Raw genomic sequence first — 19,298 nt, 5'->3', positions numbered from 1 at the left:
TGCGCCGCGCTTGCGATCGCCACTAGCGCAAATGCACCACGTCGCCGGCCGCGACGACGACCGTCTGCCCGCCGCTCTCCAGGCAGAGCCGGCCCTGGTCGTCGATGGCGGTGGCGGTCCCATCGACCTGCTTGCCGCCGGGCAGGTGCGCGCGCACCCGGGTGCCGATGGTCAGGCTGCGCGCCCGGTAGTCGGCGGCCAGCGCCCAGTCGGCCCCGCGCGCGGCGCGCCAGCCCACGATGCGCCGGCCCAGCTCCCGCAGCAGCGCCGACACCAGTTGGGTCCGGTCGGGCGCGGCCACGCCCAAGTCGAGCAGCGACGTCGCGCCGGGGCCGTCGATCTCGTCGGCGGCCTGAGTCACGTTGAGCCCCAAGCCTATTACCACGACGGGCTTGGCCACCTCGGCGAGGATGCCGGCCAGCTTGCCCGGCGAATCCGGCGGACCGGCCAGCACGTCGTTGGGCCACTTGAGGCCCGCCTGCGCGCCGGTCCCCGCCAGCAGCGGCGCCACGGTGTCGACCACCGCCACCCCGGTGGCCAGCGGCAGCCAGCCCCATCCGGTGGTGGGAACGTCGACGACGCTGACGCCGACCGACATGGTGATCTGGGCCCGCGGCGTGGCCGACCAGCCGCGGCCGTGCCGGCCCCGCCCGGCGGTCTGGTACTCGGCGATCAGCACGGCACCGGCGACGTCGTCACCCGACGCCGAGCGCGCCAGCAGGTCGGCGTTGGTGGAGCCGGTCTGCTCGACGACGTCAAGCTTGCGCCAGCCCAGGCCGGTGCCGATCAACTCGGCGCGCAATGCGCTCTCGTCCAACGGTGCTCGAAGCCGATCTCGTTCTGTCACCGCACCCAGCCTAGAACTCAGGGCCGGCGGTCGCGCATGTCCAGCACCGCCAAATGGCTGAACAGCATGCTGGTTCCGATCGGGTTGCCGCCGCCGGGATAGGCGGTGCCGCTGGGTGCGGCCATCGTGTTGCCCGCCGCGTACAGGCCGGGAATGGGGTTGCCGGCCGGGTCGAGTACCCGAGCGGCGGCGTCGGTGCGCAGCCCGCCCTTGGTGCCCAGATCCGAGATGCCGAACGCGGCGGCGTGATACGGCGGCGAATCGATGGGCACCAGCGGCGACGCGCCCGCCGAGAAGGCGCGGTCGAAGGCCTCGTCGCCGCGACCGAAGTCCTCGTCGACGCCGGTGGCGGCGAAGCCGTTGAACCGCGCGACCGTCGCCGCCAACCGCTCCCCCGGCACGCCGATTTTGGCGGCGAGTTCGGTGAGGGTGTCCGCGGTGTGCCACAGGCCGGCGGCGACGTACTTCTCGGTCTCCACGATGGAGACGTTGGCCGCCTTGACCGGAGGGACCTCGCCCTCCTTGTCGTCGTAGATCATCCAGTACGGCAAGGTCATCGACCCGTCCTGCAGCTGCGCGATGATCTCGCGGCCGGCCCGGTCGTAGGCGCGGGACTCGTTGACGAACCGGTCGCCGGACTGGTTGACGAAGATGCCGCCGGTGAACCACAGCGCGAAGGCGGACCGGCCGTCGGGATGGGTCATGCCCGGCGACCACCAGGCCTGGTCCAACAGGTCGGTGTCGGCGCCCGCGGCGATGCCGGCCTGCAGCGCCAGGCCGCGACTTCCCGGTCCGCCCATGGTGTCTCGCGACGTACCCGGCACGCCGTAGCGCCGGCGCAACTCCTCGTTGGCCTCGAAGCCCCCGGCGGCCAGCAGCACCCCGCGGCGGGCGCGGATCGCGCGGCGCTCGCCGGCGGTCTCGACGACCGCTCCCGTCACCCGCCCGTCCGACACCACCAGCTCGACCAGGGCGGTGTCGAGCCACAGCGACGCCGTCGGGTACTGCCCGATGGCCTTGAGGAATCGCGCGATCAGGGCGCGACCCCCGAGGTAGTAGTCGGACGGCGGTTCGGCGCCGAGGCGGTCGGTGTCCAAGGGCCCGCGGATCGCCGCGCGGAATTCGGGGGCTGCGGCCACCTTCAGCGGCTTGGCCGCGATGTGGCGCTGACCGTCCAGCCGCGCCTTGGGCGCCTTGCCGTAGTAGTCGGGCCACGGCAGCGGCACGAACTTCAGGTTCGGGTCGGCCTCCAGGTACTCGATCAGCGGCGCGCCGCCGCGGACATAGGTTTCCTGCAGCTCGCGCGGGGTCCGGTCGCCGACCACCGCGCGGTAGTAGGTGAGCGCGTCGTCGATGGTGTCGTCGTCCATGCCGGCGCGGAGCAGGACGGGGTTGCACGGGAACCAGACGCCACCGCCGCCGGAATACGCGGTGGTGCCACCGAATTTCGATGTCGCCTCGACCAGCAGCACGTCGAGGCCCTCGCGCGCCGCGGTGTAGGCGCCGGTGACGCCGCCGCCGCCGGAACCCGCGACCAGCACGTCGCATTCGGCCGGCCAGTCGACCATCGCTACTCCTCCTGCGCTGCCGTCAATACGCTGTGAATCGCCGGCGCGATCCGCTCGATCAGCGTTTCGCTGTCCGCTCCCGCGAGGATCGGAACTCCCACGATTCGTCGTCCGACGACGATACCGACCAACATCGACGACGCCAGACCGGCGCGCAACGCCGCTTCGTCGGGGTCGCCCGGCCGCGAGCGAGTGCCGTCGAGCAGTCGGGCCTGGATGAACTCACGCAGCTGCTCGCCCGCCTGTTCGTTGACGATCGCGCCGCGCAGCATCGCCATGAGCGGCTCCGAGTCCCGGGGGTTGCCCTCCCACACGCCGAGGAAGGCGCGCACGACTCGCTCCCCGAGGTGTTCATCGGGGCCCTCGAACGCGGATCCCAAGCGCGCCAACGCTTCCGGCGTGATCGACATGACCGCGCCGAACAAGTCGTCCTTCGATCGGAAGAACTGCATCACCAGCGACGCATCGACCCCGGCGTCGGCGGCGATCCGCCTGATCGTGGTACCGGCATAGCCGTCGGCGGCGAACCTGGCGCGAGCCGCGTCCAGGATGGCCTGCCGGGTTGTGCTCGCCCCCGGCCGGCGGCCGCGGCGCCCGCCGACGACTGGCTTCGCGGTCATCGCGTCGGGTGAACGGGCAGTTGCAGATACGAGGCACGCGATCCCCCGGTGTGGATGACGTGCTGACCACTGTTGAACGGGGAGTATTCGCGCAGTCCGGGCATCCAGGTGCCGAACAAGTTCTGCGCGCTGATGATGAACCGCAGCTGCTCGCCGGGATGGAACACGAGACCGATTGGCAGCAACTCGATTTCGACCTCGACCACCTCGCCCGGATTCAGCTTCTGCACCCGGTCGAAGCTGTGGACGGGAACCTCATCGGTCGACTGCGCCTCGTCCAGATGCCGCATCGAGACCCGCAAGCGGCCGTCGGAGCCCTTGTACCGCAGGATCGATGCCCCCCGTTCGGTGACGTCGTGGACTCGCGCGCTGTGATTCGGCACGGTGAACTGCTGCAGCGGCGTCCCGTGCCGATCCAGCTTCTGGACGAAGACGAACAGGTCCATATCGTCGGCGTCCTTTGCCTCCACCCACAGCCGCGCCTTCGGATAGCCGACCATCGTGGTCTCCTCGCCGAAGCGGACCAGAAATGAGACGAAGTTCGGGTTGGCCTGCGCGTCGTACGCCGCGGTCGCCGCCGCGGCGGCCTCGGAGCGCAGCGTTCGCGTCGCGCCGTCAAGGTAGTACTTCGTGTACGTGACAGCCGCCGGGGGGAATTGCTTCGCGGGCAGATTGACGCGGTCGCCGCCTTGGAGGTCGAGCAGCGCGTACCGCACGCGCGGAGTCTGCTCCCAGCCGTTGTCGGCGTCCTTGAGGAAGTGGTCGAAGAACTGCCGCAGCTCCTCCCTGTTCGCTTCGTCGTAGTAGTCCGGCCACTCCTGGCTGTTGTGGATGCGCAGCCACTTCTGCGGCGACCCGAGGCGACGCCAGGCGCGGAAAGTCCCCGCCGTGTGCAACGAGTTGGAGTAACTCGCCACGACATACGCCGGCACGGTGATCCGCTCGACGCGGGGGATCTTGTTCCGCCACAGGTCGTTGACGAGCGGGTAGCGCTCGGCCTCGGCGAGGATGTCCTCCTTGCGACCCTTACCCCAGAAGCTGTTGTCCCGGAGCTGCCGGGCGAACCCCGTGTCGGGCATGCCGCCGCGCATCACCAGATCGCGGTAGACGTCGCTGACGCCTTCCCAGGGGTTGATCGCCGCCAGGTGCGGCGGTTGCTCGGCGGCGGCGAACCACTGCGCGACCGCGAGGTAGGACGTGCCGCTCATGGCGACCTTTCCCGTGCACCAGTCCTGGACGGCCAGCCATTCGATCAGGTCGTAGCAATCCTCGCCCTCCTGGCGATCCCATAGGACGCTGTCGCCGTCGCAGTCCGAGACGCCTCGAACATCCGGATTACAGATCGCGTAACCCCGCGCGCACCAGTAGGCGGGGTCGGGGCCTTCGAACTTGTGCAAACCCGACACGATGTCGTTGGGCAGGCCGACGAGCCCGAACACCCCCATCGCAGCCGGGGCGCTGCCCTCCCCCTTGCCGTACGGGCTCCACGCCACGATGACCGGCACCTTCTCCGCACCCACCGGCCGCAGGATGTCGACGTAGGTGGTGACGCCGTCGCGCATGGTGACCGCCACGTCCTTTTCCAGCACGATGTCGACCGGCAGCTCCCGGAACGCGGGCGCGAGCCGAGATCCCGCCGGCAGGGTCCGCGTGCCGGGATCGAACCCGCTCAGCACGCCGTATCTGTCCCCCGATTCCAGCGGATGAGACGGCATGAACACTATTTGTTCCCCGGCCAACGGGTTTTCGGAAGCCACCCCTGCAACCTACGAGCCCGCGGGGCGAAACTCAACGGATGTTTATATTCGTGAATCGCCGGCGAATATTTAAGGGCTGCTTAAGGGGGACCGACAGGGCTGCCGATAACATCGCTGCCATGACGAGCGTTACCGACCACACCGCGGAACCGGCCGCCGAACACTCCATCGACATCCACACCACCGCCGGCAAGCTGGCCGAGCTGCACAAGCGCCGCGAAGAGTCGCTGCATCCGGTGGGCGAAGAGGCCGTCGAGAAGGTGCACGCCAAGGGCAAGCTGACCGCCCGTGAGCGCATCCTCGCCCTGCTCGACGAGGACTCGTTCGTGGAGCTCGACGCGCTGGCCAAGCACCGCAGCAAGAACTTCGGCCTGGAGAACAACCGCCCGCTGGGCGACGGCGTGATCACCGGCTACGGCACCATCGACGGCCGCGACGTGTGCATCTTCAGCCAGGACGCCACGGTGTTCGGCGGCAGCCTCGGCGAGGTGTACGGCGAGAAGATCGTCAAGATCCAGGAGCTGGCGATCAAAACCGGCCGCCCGCTGATCGGCATCAACGACGGCGCCGGCGCGCGGATCCAGGAGGGCGTCGTCTCGCTGGGCCTGTACAGCAAGATCTTCCGCAACAACATCCTGGCCTCGGGCGTCATCCCGCAGATCTCGCTGATCATGGGGGCGGCCGCCGGTGGGCACGTGTACTCCCCCGCCCTGACCGACTTCGTGGTGATGGTCGACCAGACCAGCCAGATGTTCATCACCGGGCCCGACGTCATCAAGACCGTCACCGGTGAGGACGTCACCATGGAGGAGCTGGGCGGCGCCCACACCCACATGGCCAAGTCCGGCACCCTGCACTACGTCGCCTCCGGCGAGCAGGACGCCTTCGACTGGGTTCGCGACCTGCTCAGCTACCTGCCGCCCAACAACGCCACCGACGCGCCGCGCTACGCCGAGCCGCATCCGCCGGGCGCCATCGAGGACAACCTCACCGAGGAGGACCTCGAGCTGGACACGCTGATCCCGGACTCGCCCAACCAGCCCTACGACATGCACGAGGTGATCACCCGCATCCTCGACGACGACGAGTTCCTCGAGGTGCAGGGCGGCTACGCGCAGAACATCGTCGTCGGGTTCGGCCGCGTGGAGGGCCGGCCGGTCGGGATCGTCGCCAACCAGCCGACCCAGTTCGCCGGCTGCCTGGACATCAACGCCTCAGAGAAGGCGGCGCGGTTCGTCCGGACCTGCGACTGCTTCAACATCCCGATCATCATGCTGGTGGACGTCCCGGGCTTCCTGCCGGGCACCGGCCAGGAGTACAACGGCATCATCCGCCGCGGCGCCAAGCTGCTGTTCGCCTACGGCGAGGCGACGGTCCCGAAGATCACCGTCATCACCCGCAAGGCCTACGGCGGCGCCTACTGCGTCATGGGGTCCAAGGACATGGGCTGCGACGTCAACCTGGCGTGGCCGTCGGCGCAGATCGCGGTGATGGGCGCCTCGGGTGCGGTCGGGTTCGTTTACCGCAAGCAGCTGAGCGAGGCCGCCAAGGAGGGCAAGGACGTCGACGCGCTGCGCCTGCAGCTGCAGCAGGAGTACGAGGACACGCTGGTCAACCCGTACGTCGCCGCCGAGCGCGGCTACGTCGACGCGGTCATCCCGCCGTCGCACACCCGCGGCTACATCGGCACGGCGCTGCGCCTGCTGGAACGCAAGATCTCCCACCTGCCCCCCAAGAAGCACGGGAACATCCCGCTATGACCGAGACGACCGACGTGCAGACCGACGACGCGGTGGCCGGCGAGACCGCGCAGCCGCAGGCGCACGAGCCGCACATCCAGATCCTCAAGGGTGAGCCCACCGTCGAGGAGGTGGCCGCGCTGGTCGCGGTGCTGGGCTGCGCCGGTGGCGGCGCGCCGGAGCCCGAGCAGCCCGAGCGGACCCGCTGGGGCCTGCCGGTCGACCGGCTGCGTTTCGCGATGACCAACTATCAGCGGCTCACGTTCCAGCAGATGACCCACATGAGGCAGTGACCCGCCTGGTGCTGGCCTCGGCGTCGGCCGGCCGGCTCAAGGTGCTGCGCCAGGCTGGCGTCGATCCGCTGGTCGTGGTCTCCGGCGTCGACGAGGACGCCGTCGCCGCCGCGCTGGGCCCCGACGCGTCCCCGGCCGACGTGGTGTGCGCCCTGGCCCGCGCGAAGGCCGACCGGGTGGCCGGCGAGCTCGACGACGACCTGGCGTCCGATTGCGTTGTCATCGGCTGTGATTCGATGCTGTCCATCGACGGCCGGCTGTGCGGGAAGCCCGGGTCGGCCGATGCCGCCGCCGGCCAGTGGCGCCTGATGGGTGGCCGCTCCGGCGAGCTGCACACCGGGCACTGCCTGCTGCGGCTCACCGACGGTGGCATCACGCACTGGGAAGTCGAATCACTAAGCACCACAGTGCATTTCGCCACTCCATCGGAGGCGGACCTGCGGGCGTATGTCGATCATGGGGAGCCATGGCACGTGGCCGGCGGCTTCACTCTGGACGGCCTGGGCGGTTGGTTCGTCGACGGCATCGACGGCGACCCGTCGAACGTGATCGGCGTCAGCCTGCCGCTGCTGCGGTCGCTGCTGGGCCGGGTCGGGCTGTCGGTGTCCGCACTGTGGGCCGCCAACGGCAACTGACGCCGAACGTCGCTCGTCGGGCCGCAAGCCGGGTTTTCCGACAACACGTCGACGTTGGGCGCAGGCGAACGGGATGGGTAGGCTCGGCAGTGTGGCATTACCACCCGATCCAAGCCCCACCCTGCAGGGCTACGCCCACCCCGAGCGACTGGTCACCGCCGACTGGCTGTCCGCCAATCAAGGCGCCCCCGGCCTGGCGATCGTCGAATCCGACGAGGACGTCCTGCTCTACGACGTCGGCCACATCCCCGGCGCGGTGAAGGTCGACTGGCACACCGACCTCAACGATCCCCGGGTCCGCGATTACATCAACGGCGAACAGTTCGCCGAGCTGATGGACCGCAAGGGCATCGCCCGCGACGACACCGTGGTGATCTACGGCGACAAGAGCAACTGGTGGGCGGCCTACGCGCTGTGGGTGTTCACCCTGTTCGGCCACCCCGACGTACGGCTGCTCAACGGCGGCCGTGACCTGTGGCTGGCCGAACGCCGGGAGACCACGCTGGACGTGCCCACCAAGACGTCCACCGGCTACCCCGTCGTCACCCGCAACGACGCGCCCATCCGCGCCTTCAAGGACGACGTGCTGGGCATCCTCGGCACACAGCCGCTGATCGACGTACGCTCCCCGGACGAGTACACCGGCAAGCGCACGCACATGCCCGAGTACCCCGAGGAAGGCGTGCTGCGCGGCGGACACATCCCCACGGCCCGGTCGATACCGTGGGCCAAGGCCGCCGACGAGAACGGCCGGTTCCGCAGCCGCGAGGAGCTCGAGGAGCTGTACGGCTTCCTGCAACCGGACGACAAGACCGTCGTGTACTGCCGCATCGGCGAGCGGTCCAGCCACACCTGGTTCGTGCTGACGCATCTGCTGGGCAAGCCCGGGGTGCGCAACTACGACGGCTCGTGGACCGAATGGGGCAACACCGTGCGCACGCCGATCGTGGCGGGTGAAGAGCCGGGCACCGTTCCGGTGTGATGGTGCCGCGATGAGCATGCCCGCGCCGCTCGCCGAGGTGGTGTCCGACTTCGCCGAGGTCGAGGGCCAGGACAAGCTGGCGCTGCTGCTGGAGTTCGCCAACGAGCTCCCGGCGCTGCCGCCCGACCTCGAACAGGCGGCGATGGAGCCGGTGCCGGAATGCCAGACCCCGCTGTTTCTGCATGTCGACGCCCGCGACCCCGAGCGGGTGCGGCTGCACTTCAGCGCGCCCGCCGAATCGCCCACCACGCGGGGCTTCGCGTCGATTCTGGCCGCGGGCCTCGACGAACAGCCGGCCGCCGACATTCTGGCGGTGCCCGAGGATTTTTACGCCGACCTCGGGCTGGCCGCACTGATCAGCCCACTGCGGCTGCGCGGCCTGTCGGCGATGCTCGCCCGCATCAAGCGCAGGCTGCGCGAGGCGTCCTGAGAAAAGGTGGACCGCCTCGTCGGGCCGAACGGCGCGCCGCTTAGACTTCCCGAGAACTCGTTGTAAGAAATTCTCTTAGAGAAGCCCGCAGGAATACGTCTGCGGTTATGCCAAACAGGAGGCGCAGTGGCTAATCACGCCAGCTCGAGGATCTCCAAGGTGCTCGTCGCCAACCGCGGCGAAATCGCTGTCCGGGTGATCCGCGCGGCCCGCGATGCGGGCCTGTCCAGCGTGGCGGTGTACGCCGAACCCGACGCCGACGCGCCGCACGTGCGTCTGGCCGACGAGGCGTTCGCTTTGGGCGGTCAGACGTCGGCGGAGTCCTACCTGGACTTCGGCAAGCTCCTTGACGCGGCGGCGAAGTCCGGCGCCAACGCCGTCCACCCCGGCTACGGATTCCTCTCGGAGAACGCCGATTTCGCCCAGGCGGTCCTGGACGCGGGCCTGATCTGGATCGGGCCCAGCCCACAGTCCATCCGCGACCTCGGTGACAAGGTCACCGCCCGCCACATCGCCGCCCGCGCGCAGGCCCCGCTGGTACCCGGCACCCCCGACCCGGTCAAGGACGCCGACGAGGTGGTGGCCTTCGCCAAGGAGTACGGCGTGCCGATCGCCATCAAGGCGGCGTTCGGCGGTGGCGGCCGCGGCATGAAGGTGGCCCGCACCATCGAAGAGATCCCCGAGCTGTTCGAGTCGGCCACCCGTGAGGCGGTCGCGGCGTTCGGTCGCGGCGAGTGCTTCGTCGAGCGCTACCTGGACAAGCCGCGCCACGTCGAGGCGCAGGTGATCGCCGACCAGCACGGCAACGTCATCGTCGCCGGCACGCGCGACTGCTCGCTGCAGCGCCGGTTCCAGAAGCTGGTGGAGGAGGCCCCCGCGCCGTTCCTGACCGACGCGCAGCGCAAGGAGATCCACGAGTCGGCCAAGCGGATCTGCAAGGAGGCGCACTACTACGGCGCCGGAACCGTGGAGTACCTGGTCGGCCAGGACGGGCTGATCTCCTTCCTGGAGGTCAACACCCGGCTGCAGGTCGAGCACCCGGTCACCGAGGAGACCGCCGGCATCGACCTGGTGCTGCAACAGTTCAAGATCGCCAACGGCGAAAAGCTGGACCTCACCGAGGACCCCACGCCGCGCGGGCACGCCATCGAGTTCCGGATCAACGGCGAGGACGCCGGACGCGGCTTCTTGCCCGCGCCCGGCCCGGTCACCCGCTACGACATCCCGACCGGGCCCGGCGTCCGGCTGGACTCGGGCGTCGAGGCCGGTTCGGTGATCGGCGGCCAGTTCGACTCGATGCTGTCCAAGCTGATCGTGTACGGCGCCACCCGCGAGGAGGCGCTCGCCCGTTCCCGCCGGGCCCTGGACGAGTTCCACGTCGAAGGCCTGGCCACGGTCATCCCGTTCCACCGCGCCGTGGTGTCCGACCCGGCGTTCATCGGTGACGGCGACGGCTTCTCGGTGCACACCCGCTGGATCGAGACCGAGTGGGACAACACCATCGAACCGTTCACCGGTGGCGAGCCGCTGGACGAGGACGACGCCCGGCCGCGCCAGAAGGTGGTCGTGGAGGTCGGCGGGCGCCGGCTCGAGGTGTCGCTGCCCGGCGACCTGGCGCTGTCCAGCGGCGGCACGGCCGACCCGGCCGGTGTCATCCGCAAGAAGCCGAAGGCGCGCAAGCGCGGGGCGCACGCGGGTGCGGCCGCCTCGGGCGACGCGGTGACCGCCCCCATGCAGGGCACCGTCGTCAAGGTCGCGGTCGAGGAAGGCCAAGAGGTTGCCGCGGGCGACCTGGTGGTGGTGCTCGAGGCGATGAAGATGGAGAACCCGGTCACGGCGCACAAGGACGGTGTCATCACCGGGCTTGCGGTTGAGCCCGGCGCCGCCATCACCCAGGGCACGGTGCTGGCCGAGATCAAGTAGCGCTGCGGCGAGAGTTTTTCAGACAACGTTGTCGGCCCTGGCTATCGCGAGTAGGGTTTCGGACAAGGTTGAGTTCACAGCCGCCCGGGATGCGTCGGTAGCGTGGGGTAGGCGGAATTCCCTCCTTCTCCGAACGTTTCGCACGTGGCTGACGTATCCACAGCAGGAATCCTCCTCGATGGGATGGAGTCAGCGATGTCTGTGGCGCAATCTTGGCAACAAAGCCGCACAGCACAATTCACCGCCCGCTGGGGTCCGACGGGCACCCTGATCACGGTGGACGGGGAGCTCGACGCGGCCAACACCGATCAGCTCGTCGCCTACGTGCAGCAGAGCACCAGCCGCTCCCGGCGAATGGTCCTTGACCTGCGTGGCCTGAAGTTCATTGGTACCGCGGGCTTTTCGGCGTTGCACCGGATCAACGTGAAATGCTCGGCCGCCCAGGTGTCGTGGGCCATGGCGCCGAGCCCGGCGGTCGCCAGGCTGTTGCGGGTCTGCGACCCGGACGGCACCCTACCGGTGACGACGCAGCGGGCCGAGCCGCTGCTGGAACCGCTGTGGGTTGAGGACGAGCCCCGGCCGCTACTGCAGCTGGTCACGGAGCCGCGTTAGCGACTTCGCCAGCAACCGCGACACGTGCATCTGCGAGATGCCGACCCGCTCGGCGATCTGCGTCTGCGTCATCGACTCGAAGAATCGCAGCACCAACACCGTTCGTTCGCGCTCGGGCAGCGCCTCGAGCAGCGGACGCAGCGCCTCCTGATCCTCGATCCGGTCCAGGCCGGTATCGACGTCGCCGAGGGTGTCCGCGATCGCGCGGGCTTCTTCCTCCTCGCTGCCGCCACCGCTGTCGATGGACAGGGTGTTGTAAGAGCTGCCGGCCACCAGGCCCTCGACGACCTCCTCGCGGTCCATCTCGAGCTCGGCGGCGAGTTCGGTCGCGGTGGGCGCCCGGCCCAGCCGCTGTGACAGGTCGGCGGTGGCGGTGCCCAGCCGCAGGTGCAGTTCCTTCAGCCGGCGCGGGACCTTGACCGACCAGCTGTTGTCGCGGAAGTGGCGGCGAACCTCGCCCATGATCGTGGGCACCGCGAAGGAGACGAAGTCCGAGCCGGCATCGACGTCGAAGCGGACCACCGCGTTGACCAAGCCGACGCGCGCCACCTGAACCAGGTCGTCACGCGGTTCGCCGCGGCCCTCGAAGCGGCGCGCGATGTGATCGGCGAGCGGCAGGCACCGCTCGACGATCTTGTCCCGTTGACGTTGAAATTCCATCGAGTCGGGCGTGGCCGTCGCCAACTCACGGAACATATCCGGAACATCGGCGTATTCGTTCGGACGCGACACCGAACCGCCGGCAGCTCGCGCTGTCACCTGCTGGAGGCCGCCCGTCGCGCCGTCAGTGTGATGCCGAAGACACTGCCGGTTTCATTGGGTTCGCGACCGTCATGGAAAGTCTGGACGTCGTCGGCGAGCGACGTCAGCACGTGCCAACTGAAGCTTCCGGGCGCCACCACATCGTGGGTGTCGCATGCCGCGGAAGCTTCCACCACCAACTGGTCATCCTGCGGATCGACCACGACGATCAGGGTCGCGTCGGGAGTCGCCGAACGAATCAACCGGGTGCACACTTCGTCGACCGCGAGCCGCAGGTCCGCCACCGCATCGAAATCCAGGTCCTCGAAGGTGCCGATGGCACCGACCAGGGTGCGCAGCATCGCGAGGTTCTCCAGTCGCGCAGCAACGTGAAGCTCGACGGCGCGATGGCCGCGCGGACGCTCTTTAGCGTGCAATCCAGCATCCTTCATATGGTCTCCCGGCAATGTTTGACTGACACTACTACTGCTCCGCAGTCCGCCGTGGACCTCGCGTTCGAGCCGGTTAGTCATGATCGCCGCCGGGTATTCGGCCCGCGGCGCGCGGGCCTGACACGACCGACACAATCGCGACGCGCCGAGAGCGACGCGCCGCGGTGATCGCCGGAGTCACGCTGGTCATATCGATAGTCGTTGCAGTAGACATATAGGTCGGTGGGTTCGTGATCCTGTTCCCCATGATGGGGTGACCACGCTAACTCAACCGTTCCGGCACTCATCATGGTGCAGACCTGATACCCACAAGTCAGTGCCCGTAACCTCGGAATCAGCTTTCGCGCGAAATTTCGCACCACCCCACGTCGGGGCAGTTCACTGGGGGGAAGCTCATTCGGCGGCGGGTGTCAGCTGGCCGGCCACTGCCGGTGCACCTCGGGATGTTCGGCGTACCAGCGATCCGCGATTCGACGAATCCTGCGATGCTCCACCGCGAGCCACGCCAGCCCGAGCACCGCGGCGATGACCGCGACAATCCCCGCCGTCATGCCCTCGTGGTGATGTCCGCTGCCGAAGGCCGCAAGACTGCCGCAGGCCCCGATCACGCCCGCGACAACTAACAGATACCCGGGCCAGTGCAGGACGTCGATCAGCGACTCGCCGGCGAGCGGCCGCGTGGTCCTCAGATGGTCGACGGGGTCGTGGTAGGTGTCTCCCATAGCTGCTCCTCACCGCACCATCAACGTTAGATCGCGGGACGACAAAGCTAAAGGGCCAGTACCGGACCGGCGATCGGAGCAACGCCCATGGCGACCATCAGCGCCATCGCGGTCAGCAGGAACCAGCCCGCGCCGTGCCATGCCCACCAGGTTCCGCGGGCCTTCCACACCCGATAGGTGCGCACGAAGGCCCAGATTCCAGCGGCGAGGGCGATCAGCGGACCGCCGAACGCCAGCAGGGTGCGCTGCGGCACGCCGCACGCCACCGTGTCCACGCTCACTCCCGGGCAGGTGCTGACCCACACCGCGGCGATCAGGACGAAGCCGACGGCGGCCAGCGTGGACAGCGCCGCAAACCGGATGGCGGCGTGCACTTCGCCGTCCTCCTGACCCAAGCGGTCACCGCCGGATCGAGCGTCCGCTTTCTGCATCGTTGGTCACCTCCCTCAGGGGCCCGCGCTTGGTTCATCGCTCGCTACGTCGCATTTGTTACGGGGCATTCGTCACCGTGCTGGTAGCAGCGGAAGCCGCACGGGATCAAATACCCGGCGGCAAACCGGGGTAAACGGGATCGATGTGAGATCAAGCCCTAGCGCAGGGCCCGCAGAGCGGCACGGATGGCGCTCAGCGCGGCGTCGATCTCCGCGCGCGAGACGGTCAGCGCCGGACGGAACCGGACACCGTCGTGCCCCGAGGGCAGCACGATCACCGCGTGGCGCCACAGCAGGCGGATCAGCTCGTCGCGGTCGGCGGTAGTCGGCACGCTGAAGGCGCACATCAGGCCGCGGCCGCGGGGGTCCAGCACCAGGCCGGGAAATTCGTCGGCCAGCTCGTCGAGGCCCGCATGGAGGTAGGCCCCTTGTTCGGCGGCCCGGTCGAACAGTCCGTCGGCCTCGATCACCTCCAGGATGCGGCGGGCGCGCACCATGTCGGCCAGGTTGCCGCCCCACGTCGAGTTCACCCGGGAGGACACCGCGAACACGTTGTCGCGGACCTCGTCGACCCGACGGCCGGCCATGATGCCGCATACCTGGGTCTTCTTGCCGAACGCCACTACGTCGGGTAGCACGCCCAATTGCTGGTAGGCCCAAGGCGTTCCGGTCAGGCCGCAGCCGGTCTGCACCTCGTCGAAGATCAGCAAGGCGTCGTGTTCGTCGCACAGCTCGCGCATGGCCGCGAAGAACTCCGGCCGGAAGTGACGGTCGCCGCCCTCGCCCTGGATGGGTTCGGCCACGAAGCAGGCGATGTCGTGCGGGTGGGCCTCGAAGGCCGCACGGGCCTGGCGCAGCGACTCCGCCTCCAGCGCCGCCACGGCCGCGCGGTCCAGGCCGGGCCGCAGGAACGGGGCGTCGATGCGGGGCCAGTCGAACTTGGGGAAGCGGGCCACGGTGACCGGCTTGGTGTTGGTCAGCGACAGCGTGTATCCGCTGCGGCCGTGGAACGCGCCGCGCAGGTGCAGCACCCGGGTGCCCAGCGCGGGATCGATCCCGCGCGCTTCGTTGAACCGGCTCTTCCAGTCGAACGCCACCTTGAGCGCGTTCTCCACCGCGAGCGCGCCGCCGTCGACGAAGAACAGGTGCGGCAGCGCCGGGTCGCCCAGCACCCGGGCGAAGGTCTGCACGAAGCGGGCCATCGCCACCGAGTAGACGTCGGAATTGCTGGGCTTGTTCAGGGCAGCCTGCGCCAGCTCGGCGCGAAACTCCTGGTCATCGGCCAGCGCGGGGTGATTCATGCCCAGCGCCGACGACGCGAAGAAGGTGAACATGTCCAGGTAGCGCCGGCCGTCCCGCGCGTCGTACAGGTAGGAGCCGGCGGAGCGGGCCAGATCGAGCACGAAGTCGAAACCGTCGACCAGAATGCTGCGCGCCAGCACCTCGTGGACCCGGTCGGGCGCGGTGCCGGTGCGGCGTTCCAGGGTGGCGGTCATGGCCTCATGGTAGCCGATTTTTACGGAATCATGAGTGCTGTGCCGTATATTTTATGGTATTCGCTGCCTATCAGCGTAAAAAGTATTTAATATGATGGTGCTTCGCGTCCTGACGTTCGCCGTCGTCCGGATCCGCTGCAGCAGGTCCTCCAGCGCCCGGGCGGAGGGAACGCGTACCAGCAGGACGTAGCTTTCCTCGCCGGCCACCGAGTGACACGATTCGATCTCCTCGATGCGCTCGAGGCGGGCGGGCGCATCATCGGGTTGAGAGGGATCCAAGGGAGTGATGGCCACGAACGCCGACAGCAGGTGTCCGACCGCCTCCGGGTCGACGCGCGCCGAGTATCCCGAGATGACGCCGCGCGCCTCGAGCCTGCGCACCCGCGACTGCACCGCCGACACCGACAGCCGCGCGCTGGCGGCCAGCTCCGCCAGCGTCGCACGGCCGTCGGCGACCAGCTCGCGCACCAGAATCCGGTCGACCTCGTCGAGCGTCTCACTCATGGCCGGAGACTATCGCAGGAACGGGCCGTCGTGACCCGCACGAAATGGCTGGAAACCTGGCAGCTTCGGGCGGAGTTCGCCGCGGGCCTGTCGGCGATGTATGCGGCCGAGGTACCCGCGTACGGCACCCTGATCGAGGTCAGCGAGCGGGTCAACGCCGATTACGCGGCGCGTCATGCCGATGCCGAACGCTTCGGTTCGCTGCGCCGCGTCACCGCCGAGCGGCACGGCGCCATCCGGGTGGGCAGCCCGGCCGAACTGGCCGCCGTCGCAGACCTTTTCGCGGCGTTCGGCATGCTGCCGGTGGGCTACTACGACCTGCGGTGCGCGGCGTCACCCGTCCCGGTGGTGTCGACCGCCTTCCGGCCCATCGACCCAATCGAGTTGTCTCACAACCCGTTCCGGGTATTCACCTCGATGCTGGCCACCCGCGACCCGCGTTACTTCGACCGCGACCTGCGCCGCCGCGTCGACGCCTTCCTGGCGCGGCGCCGGCTGTTCGACCCCGCGCTGGCGGCCCGGGCGCGGGTCATCGCCGCCGAGGGTGGCTGCGCTGCCGACGAGGCGCGGCCGTTCGTCGCGGCGGCGGTGGCGGCCTTCGCGTTGTCCGGCGAGCCGATCGAGCGATCCTGGTACGACGAATTGGCGCGCGTCTCCGCGGTCGCCGCCGACATCGCGGGCGTCGGCTCCACCCACATCAACCACCTGACGCCCCGCGTGCTCGACATCGACGACCTGTACGGGCGGATGACCCGGCGCGGCATCACCATGATCGACGCCATCCAGGGACCGCCTCGCACCGACGGGCCAGCGGTCCTGTTGCGCCAGACGTCTTTTCGTGCCCTGGCCGAGCCGCGCCGCTTCCGGGGCGACGACGGGCGCATCACCGATGCGACGCTGCGGGTGCGCTTCGGCGAGGTGGAGGCGCGCGGCGTCGCGCTGACGCCCAAGGGCCGCGAACGCTACGACGCCGCGATGGCCACCGCCGACCCTGCCGCGGTGTGGGCGGACTACTTCCCGCCTACGGACGCCGAGATGGCGGCCGCGGGACTGGGCTACTACCGCGGCGGCGATCCGTCGGCGCCGATCGTCTACGAGGACTTCCTGCCCGCGTCGGCGGCGGGCATTTTCCGCTCCAACCTGGACTCGCCCGCCGGATTCGGAAACCGTTGCGCCGTCGACGATTCCGGCTACGACGCGCAGTGGCTGGCCGGGTCTATCGGCCGCGAGATCTACGATCCCTACCCGCTTTACGAAGCTCTCTCCCAGGAGGCACCCCGATGACCATGCCCACAGCCGATGACTTGCGCGCCCGGGTGCGCGACGCCCTGCGGGCGATGGGGGCCGACGTCGCGCTCGGCGAGCCGGACGACCACGGCATGGCGGTCAGCACACCGATCACCGGCGAGGTGCTGTTCACCGTCGCACCCACCACCCCCGAGCAGGCCGAGCTGGTGATATCGGGGGCAGCACAAGCATTTTCGGCATGGCGCGCCACCCCGGCCCCGGTCCGGGGTGCGCTGGTGGCACGGCTCGGCGAGCTGCTGACCGAGCACAAGGACGAGCTGGCCACCCTGGTGACGCTCGAGGTCGGCAAGATCACCTCCGAGGCCGCCGGCGAGGTGCAGGAGATGATCGACATCTGCCAGTTCGCCGTCGGCCTGTCGCGCCAGCTCTACGGCCGCACCATCGCCTCGGAGCGCCCCGGCCATCGCCTGCTGGAGACGTGGCACCCGCTCGGTGTCGTCGGGGTCATCACCGCGTTCAACTTCCCGGTCGCGGTCTGGGCCTGGAACACCGCGCTGGCCCTGGTGTGCGGGGACCCGGTGGTGTGGAAGCCCTCGGAGCTGACGCCGTTGACGGCGCTGGCCACCCAGTCGCTGATCACCCGGGCCGCGGCCGACGTGGGCGCCCCGCCCGCGGTGAGCTCCCTGCTGCTGGGCGACCGCGACCTGGGCGAGCTGCTGGTGGACGACCCCCGCATCGCGCTGGTGTCCGCGACCGGCTCGGTCCGAATGGGCCGGGCCGTCGGTCCCCGCGTCGCGGCCCGGTTCGGGCGGGTGCTGCTGGAACTGGGCGGCAACAACGCCGCCATCGTCACACCGTCGGCCGACCTGGACCTCGCGGTGCGCGCGGTGGTGTTCGCCGCGGCCGGCACCGCCGGTCAACGCTGCACCAGCCTGCGCCGGCTGATCGTGCACCGCTCGCTCGCCGACGAGGTCGTCGCGCGCGTCGCGTCCGCGTTCGGACAGCTCGCCATCGGCGACCCGGCCGCACCGGGCACGCTGGTCGGACCGCTGATCCACGAGACCGCCTACCGCGACATGGTCGGCGCGCTGGAGCAGGCGCGCGCCGACGGCGGCGAGGTGATCGGCGGCGCGCGCACCGGTGCCGCCGAACACCCGAGTTCCTACTACGTCGCGCCGGCGCTGGTGCGGATGCCCGCGCAGACCGCCATCGTGGCGGCCGAGACGTTCGCGCCCATTCTCTACGTGCTGACCTACGACGAGCTGGATGACGCAATTGCGCTCAATAACGCTGTGCCGCAAGGTCTTTCGTCGGCCATCTTCACCACCGACCTGCGCGAGGCCGAGCGGTTCCTGGCCGAATCCGACTGCGGAATCGCCAATGTCAACATCGGCACGTCCGGCGCGGAGATCGGCGGCGCGTTCGGCGGTGAGAAGGAAACCGGCGGCGGACGCGAATCGGGCACCGACTCGTGGAAGGCCTACATGCGCCAAAGTACCAATACCGTCAATTATTCCGGTGAGTTGCCGCTGGCCCAGGGCGTGAAGTTCGGATGAATCCAATGTGGCCGGCGTCTCATGTCGTATGAGTACTATCTGACACATGCCGACAGCCCGCAGGCGCTTGTCCCCCGAGGATCGACGCGCTGAGCTGCTCGCTTTAGGGGCAGAGGTCTTTGGGAAGCGACCCTACGACGAGGTCCGCATCGATGAGATAGCGGAACGCGCCGGGGTGTCGCGGGCCCTGATGTACCACTATTTCCCGGACAAGCGGGCATTCTTCGCGGCGGTGGTCAAAGACGAGGCCGACCGCCTGTACGAGAACACCAACATGGACGACGCCACCGGCCTGACCATGTACGAAGAGGTCCGGACCGGTGTGATGGCCTACATGGCCTACCACGAGCAGAACCCCGAGGCCGCGTGGGCCGCGTACGTCGGGCTGGGCCGTTCCGACCCGGTCCTGTTGGGCGTCGACGACGAAGCCAAGAATCGTCAGCTCGAGCACATCATGAGCCGGATCACCGACCTCGTGGCCAAGACCCCCGCGAGGAAGCTGGAACCCGACGTCGAGCGGGACCTCCGGGTGATCTGTCACGGCTGGCTGGCGTTCACCTTCGAGCTGTGCCGGCAGCGCATCATCGATCCCACCACCAATGCCGATCGCCTCGCCGACGCGTGCGCGCACTCGCTGTTCGACGCCATCGCCCGGGTGCCCGAGATCCCCGAGGAACTGTCCCACGCGATGTCCACCGCTCGCCTCGAGCCGCGCTAGCCGACGCCTTGTCGGTGCCCGTTG

General features: G+C 69.1%; 20 protein-coding genes. 10 read left to right on the top strand and 10 right to left on the bottom strand.

Going from position 1 to position 19,298, the window contains the following annotated elements; all coding sequences use genetic code 11:
• Nucleotides 1-22: 22 nt before the first annotated feature.
• Genes ACYQ8K_RS18935 through ACYQ8K_RS18920 form a run of 4 tightly spaced genes read right to left on the bottom strand, consistent with a single transcriptional unit; the run spans nucleotide 23 to nucleotide 4,792 of the window.
• Complete coding sequence (locus tag ACYQ8K_RS18935) at nucleotides 23-847, bottom strand: biotin--[acetyl-CoA-carboxylase] ligase (RefSeq protein ID WP_459971347.1); 825 nt, start codon at nucleotides 845-847, stop codon at nucleotides 23-25.
• A gap of 17 nt (nucleotides 848-864) precedes the next feature.
• Nucleotides 865-2,415: an FAD-binding protein gene (locus tag ACYQ8K_RS18930; RefSeq protein WP_459971346.1), complete on the bottom strand. Its 1,551-nt coding sequence runs from the start codon at nucleotides 2,413-2,415 to the stop codon at nucleotides 865-867.
• A 2-nt stretch (nucleotides 2,416-2,417) separates the two neighbouring features.
• Nucleotides 2,418-3,035 (bottom strand): TetR/AcrR family transcriptional regulator, encoded by a 618-nt coding sequence (locus ACYQ8K_RS18925; protein WP_459971344.1) that lies wholly within the window; start codon nucleotides 3,033-3,035, stop codon nucleotides 2,418-2,420.
• Nucleotides 3,032-4,792 (bottom strand): CocE/NonD family hydrolase, encoded by a 1,761-nt coding sequence (locus tag ACYQ8K_RS18920; protein WP_459971342.1) that lies wholly within the window; start codon nucleotides 4,790-4,792, stop codon nucleotides 3,032-3,034. Before ACYQ8K_RS18920 ends, ACYQ8K_RS18925 begins: the two co-directional genes overlap by 4 nt.
• Nucleotides 4,793-4,911: 119 nt before the next feature.
• On the opposite strand from ACYQ8K_RS18920, the gene ACYQ8K_RS18915 reads away from it, so the two are divergent.
• From ACYQ8K_RS18915 to ACYQ8K_RS18885, 7 genes are all read left to right on the top strand, one after another.
• The gene (locus tag ACYQ8K_RS18915; RefSeq protein WP_459971340.1) at nucleotides 4,912-6,552 is read left to right on the top strand and encodes an acyl-CoA carboxylase subunit beta; all 1,641 of its coding nucleotides are present in this window, start codon (nucleotides 4,912-4,914) and stop codon (nucleotides 6,550-6,552) included.
• Nucleotides 6,549-6,824, top strand: coding sequence for an acyl-CoA carboxylase subunit epsilon (locus tag ACYQ8K_RS18910; RefSeq protein WP_459971338.1), 276 nt, complete (start codon nucleotides 6,549-6,551; stop codon nucleotides 6,822-6,824). Before ACYQ8K_RS18915 ends, ACYQ8K_RS18910 begins: the two co-directional genes overlap by 4 nt.
• The gene (locus tag ACYQ8K_RS18905) at nucleotides 6,821-7,459 is read left to right on the top strand and encodes a Maf family protein (RefSeq protein ID WP_459971336.1); all 639 of its coding nucleotides are present in this window, start codon (nucleotides 6,821-6,823) and stop codon (nucleotides 7,457-7,459) included. Before ACYQ8K_RS18910 ends, ACYQ8K_RS18905 begins: the two co-directional genes overlap by 4 nt.
• A 91-nt stretch (nucleotides 7,460-7,550) precedes the next feature.
• Nucleotides 7,551-8,441: a sulfurtransferase gene (locus ACYQ8K_RS18900; RefSeq protein ID WP_459971334.1), complete on the top strand. Its 891-nt coding sequence runs from the start codon at nucleotides 7,551-7,553 to the stop codon at nucleotides 8,439-8,441.
• A 10-nt stretch (nucleotides 8,442-8,451) separates the two neighbouring features.
• On the top strand, nucleotides 8,452-8,871 hold the full coding sequence (locus ACYQ8K_RS18895) for a SufE family protein (protein ID WP_459971333.1): 420 nt from the start codon (nucleotides 8,452-8,454) through the stop codon (nucleotides 8,869-8,871).
• 126 nt (nucleotides 8,872-8,997) lie between these two features.
• A complete protein-coding gene (locus ACYQ8K_RS18890) occupies nucleotides 8,998-10,794 on the top strand; it encodes an acetyl/propionyl/methylcrotonyl-CoA carboxylase subunit alpha (RefSeq protein ID WP_459971331.1) in 1,797 nt (598 codons plus the stop codon).
• A gap of 183 nt (nucleotides 10,795-10,977) precedes the next feature.
• Nucleotides 10,978-11,406: an STAS domain-containing protein gene (locus ACYQ8K_RS18885; RefSeq protein WP_459971400.1), complete on the top strand. Its 429-nt coding sequence runs from the start codon at nucleotides 10,978-10,980 to the stop codon at nucleotides 11,404-11,406.
• On the opposite strand, the gene ACYQ8K_RS18880 is transcribed toward ACYQ8K_RS18885, so the two are convergent.
• The 6 genes from ACYQ8K_RS18880 to ACYQ8K_RS18855 form a co-directional block, all read right to left on the bottom strand.
• Nucleotides 11,377-12,165, bottom strand: a complete 789-nt coding sequence (locus ACYQ8K_RS18880) for an RNA polymerase sigma factor SigF (RefSeq protein ID WP_459971329.1) — start codon at nucleotides 12,163-12,165, stop codon at nucleotides 11,377-11,379. The genes ACYQ8K_RS18885 and ACYQ8K_RS18880 overlap by 30 nt on opposite strands.
• Nucleotides 12,162-12,599, bottom strand: coding sequence for an ATP-binding protein (locus tag ACYQ8K_RS18875; protein ID WP_459971398.1), 438 nt, complete (start codon nucleotides 12,597-12,599; stop codon nucleotides 12,162-12,164). The genes ACYQ8K_RS18880 and ACYQ8K_RS18875 overlap by 4 nt, the downstream gene beginning before the upstream one ends.
• Before the next feature lie 410 nt (nucleotides 12,600-13,009).
• Nucleotides 13,010-13,321, bottom strand: coding sequence for a protein UsfY (gene usfY / locus ACYQ8K_RS18870; RefSeq protein WP_044484132.1), 312 nt, complete (start codon nucleotides 13,319-13,321; stop codon nucleotides 13,010-13,012).
• A gap of 47 nt (nucleotides 13,322-13,368) precedes the next feature.
• Nucleotides 13,369-13,752, bottom strand: a complete 384-nt coding sequence (locus ACYQ8K_RS18865) for a hypothetical protein (RefSeq protein ID WP_459971327.1) — start codon at nucleotides 13,750-13,752, stop codon at nucleotides 13,369-13,371.
• Between the two features lie 158 nt (nucleotides 13,753-13,910).
• Complete coding sequence (gene lat, locus ACYQ8K_RS18860) at nucleotides 13,911-15,248, bottom strand: L-lysine 6-transaminase (protein ID WP_459971325.1); 1,338 nt, start codon at nucleotides 15,246-15,248, stop codon at nucleotides 13,911-13,913.
• A 51-nt stretch (nucleotides 15,249-15,299) separates the two neighbouring features.
• On the bottom strand, nucleotides 15,300-15,752 hold the full coding sequence (locus tag ACYQ8K_RS18855) for an Lrp/AsnC family transcriptional regulator (protein WP_459971323.1): 453 nt from the start codon (nucleotides 15,750-15,752) through the stop codon (nucleotides 15,300-15,302).
• Between the two features lie 30 nt (nucleotides 15,753-15,782).
• On the opposite strand from ACYQ8K_RS18855, the gene hglS reads away from it, so the two are divergent.
• From hglS to ACYQ8K_RS18840, 3 genes are read left to right on the top strand one after another with little or no spacing between them, the layout of a single operon-like run.
• Nucleotides 15,783-17,036, top strand: a complete 1,254-nt coding sequence (hglS, locus tag ACYQ8K_RS18850; protein ID WP_459971321.1) for a 2-oxoadipate dioxygenase/decarboxylase — start codon at nucleotides 15,783-15,785, stop codon at nucleotides 17,034-17,036.
• Entirely contained in the window at nucleotides 17,033-18,556 is a 1,524-nt protein-coding gene (gene amaB / locus ACYQ8K_RS18845) for an L-piperidine-6-carboxylate dehydrogenase (RefSeq protein WP_459971319.1), read from the top strand. Before hglS ends, amaB begins: the two co-directional genes overlap by 4 nt.
• Nucleotides 18,557-18,602: 46 nt before the next feature.
• Nucleotides 18,603-19,274, top strand: a complete 672-nt coding sequence (locus tag ACYQ8K_RS18840; RefSeq protein ID WP_459971317.1) for a TetR/AcrR family transcriptional regulator — start codon at nucleotides 18,603-18,605, stop codon at nucleotides 19,272-19,274.
• The last annotated feature ends 24 nt before the right edge of the window (nucleotides 19,275-19,298 follow it).

Source organism: Mycobacterium sp. MUNTM1 (genome assembly GCF_054660795.1).
This window is presented reverse-complemented; position numbering and strand designations above follow the sequence as displayed.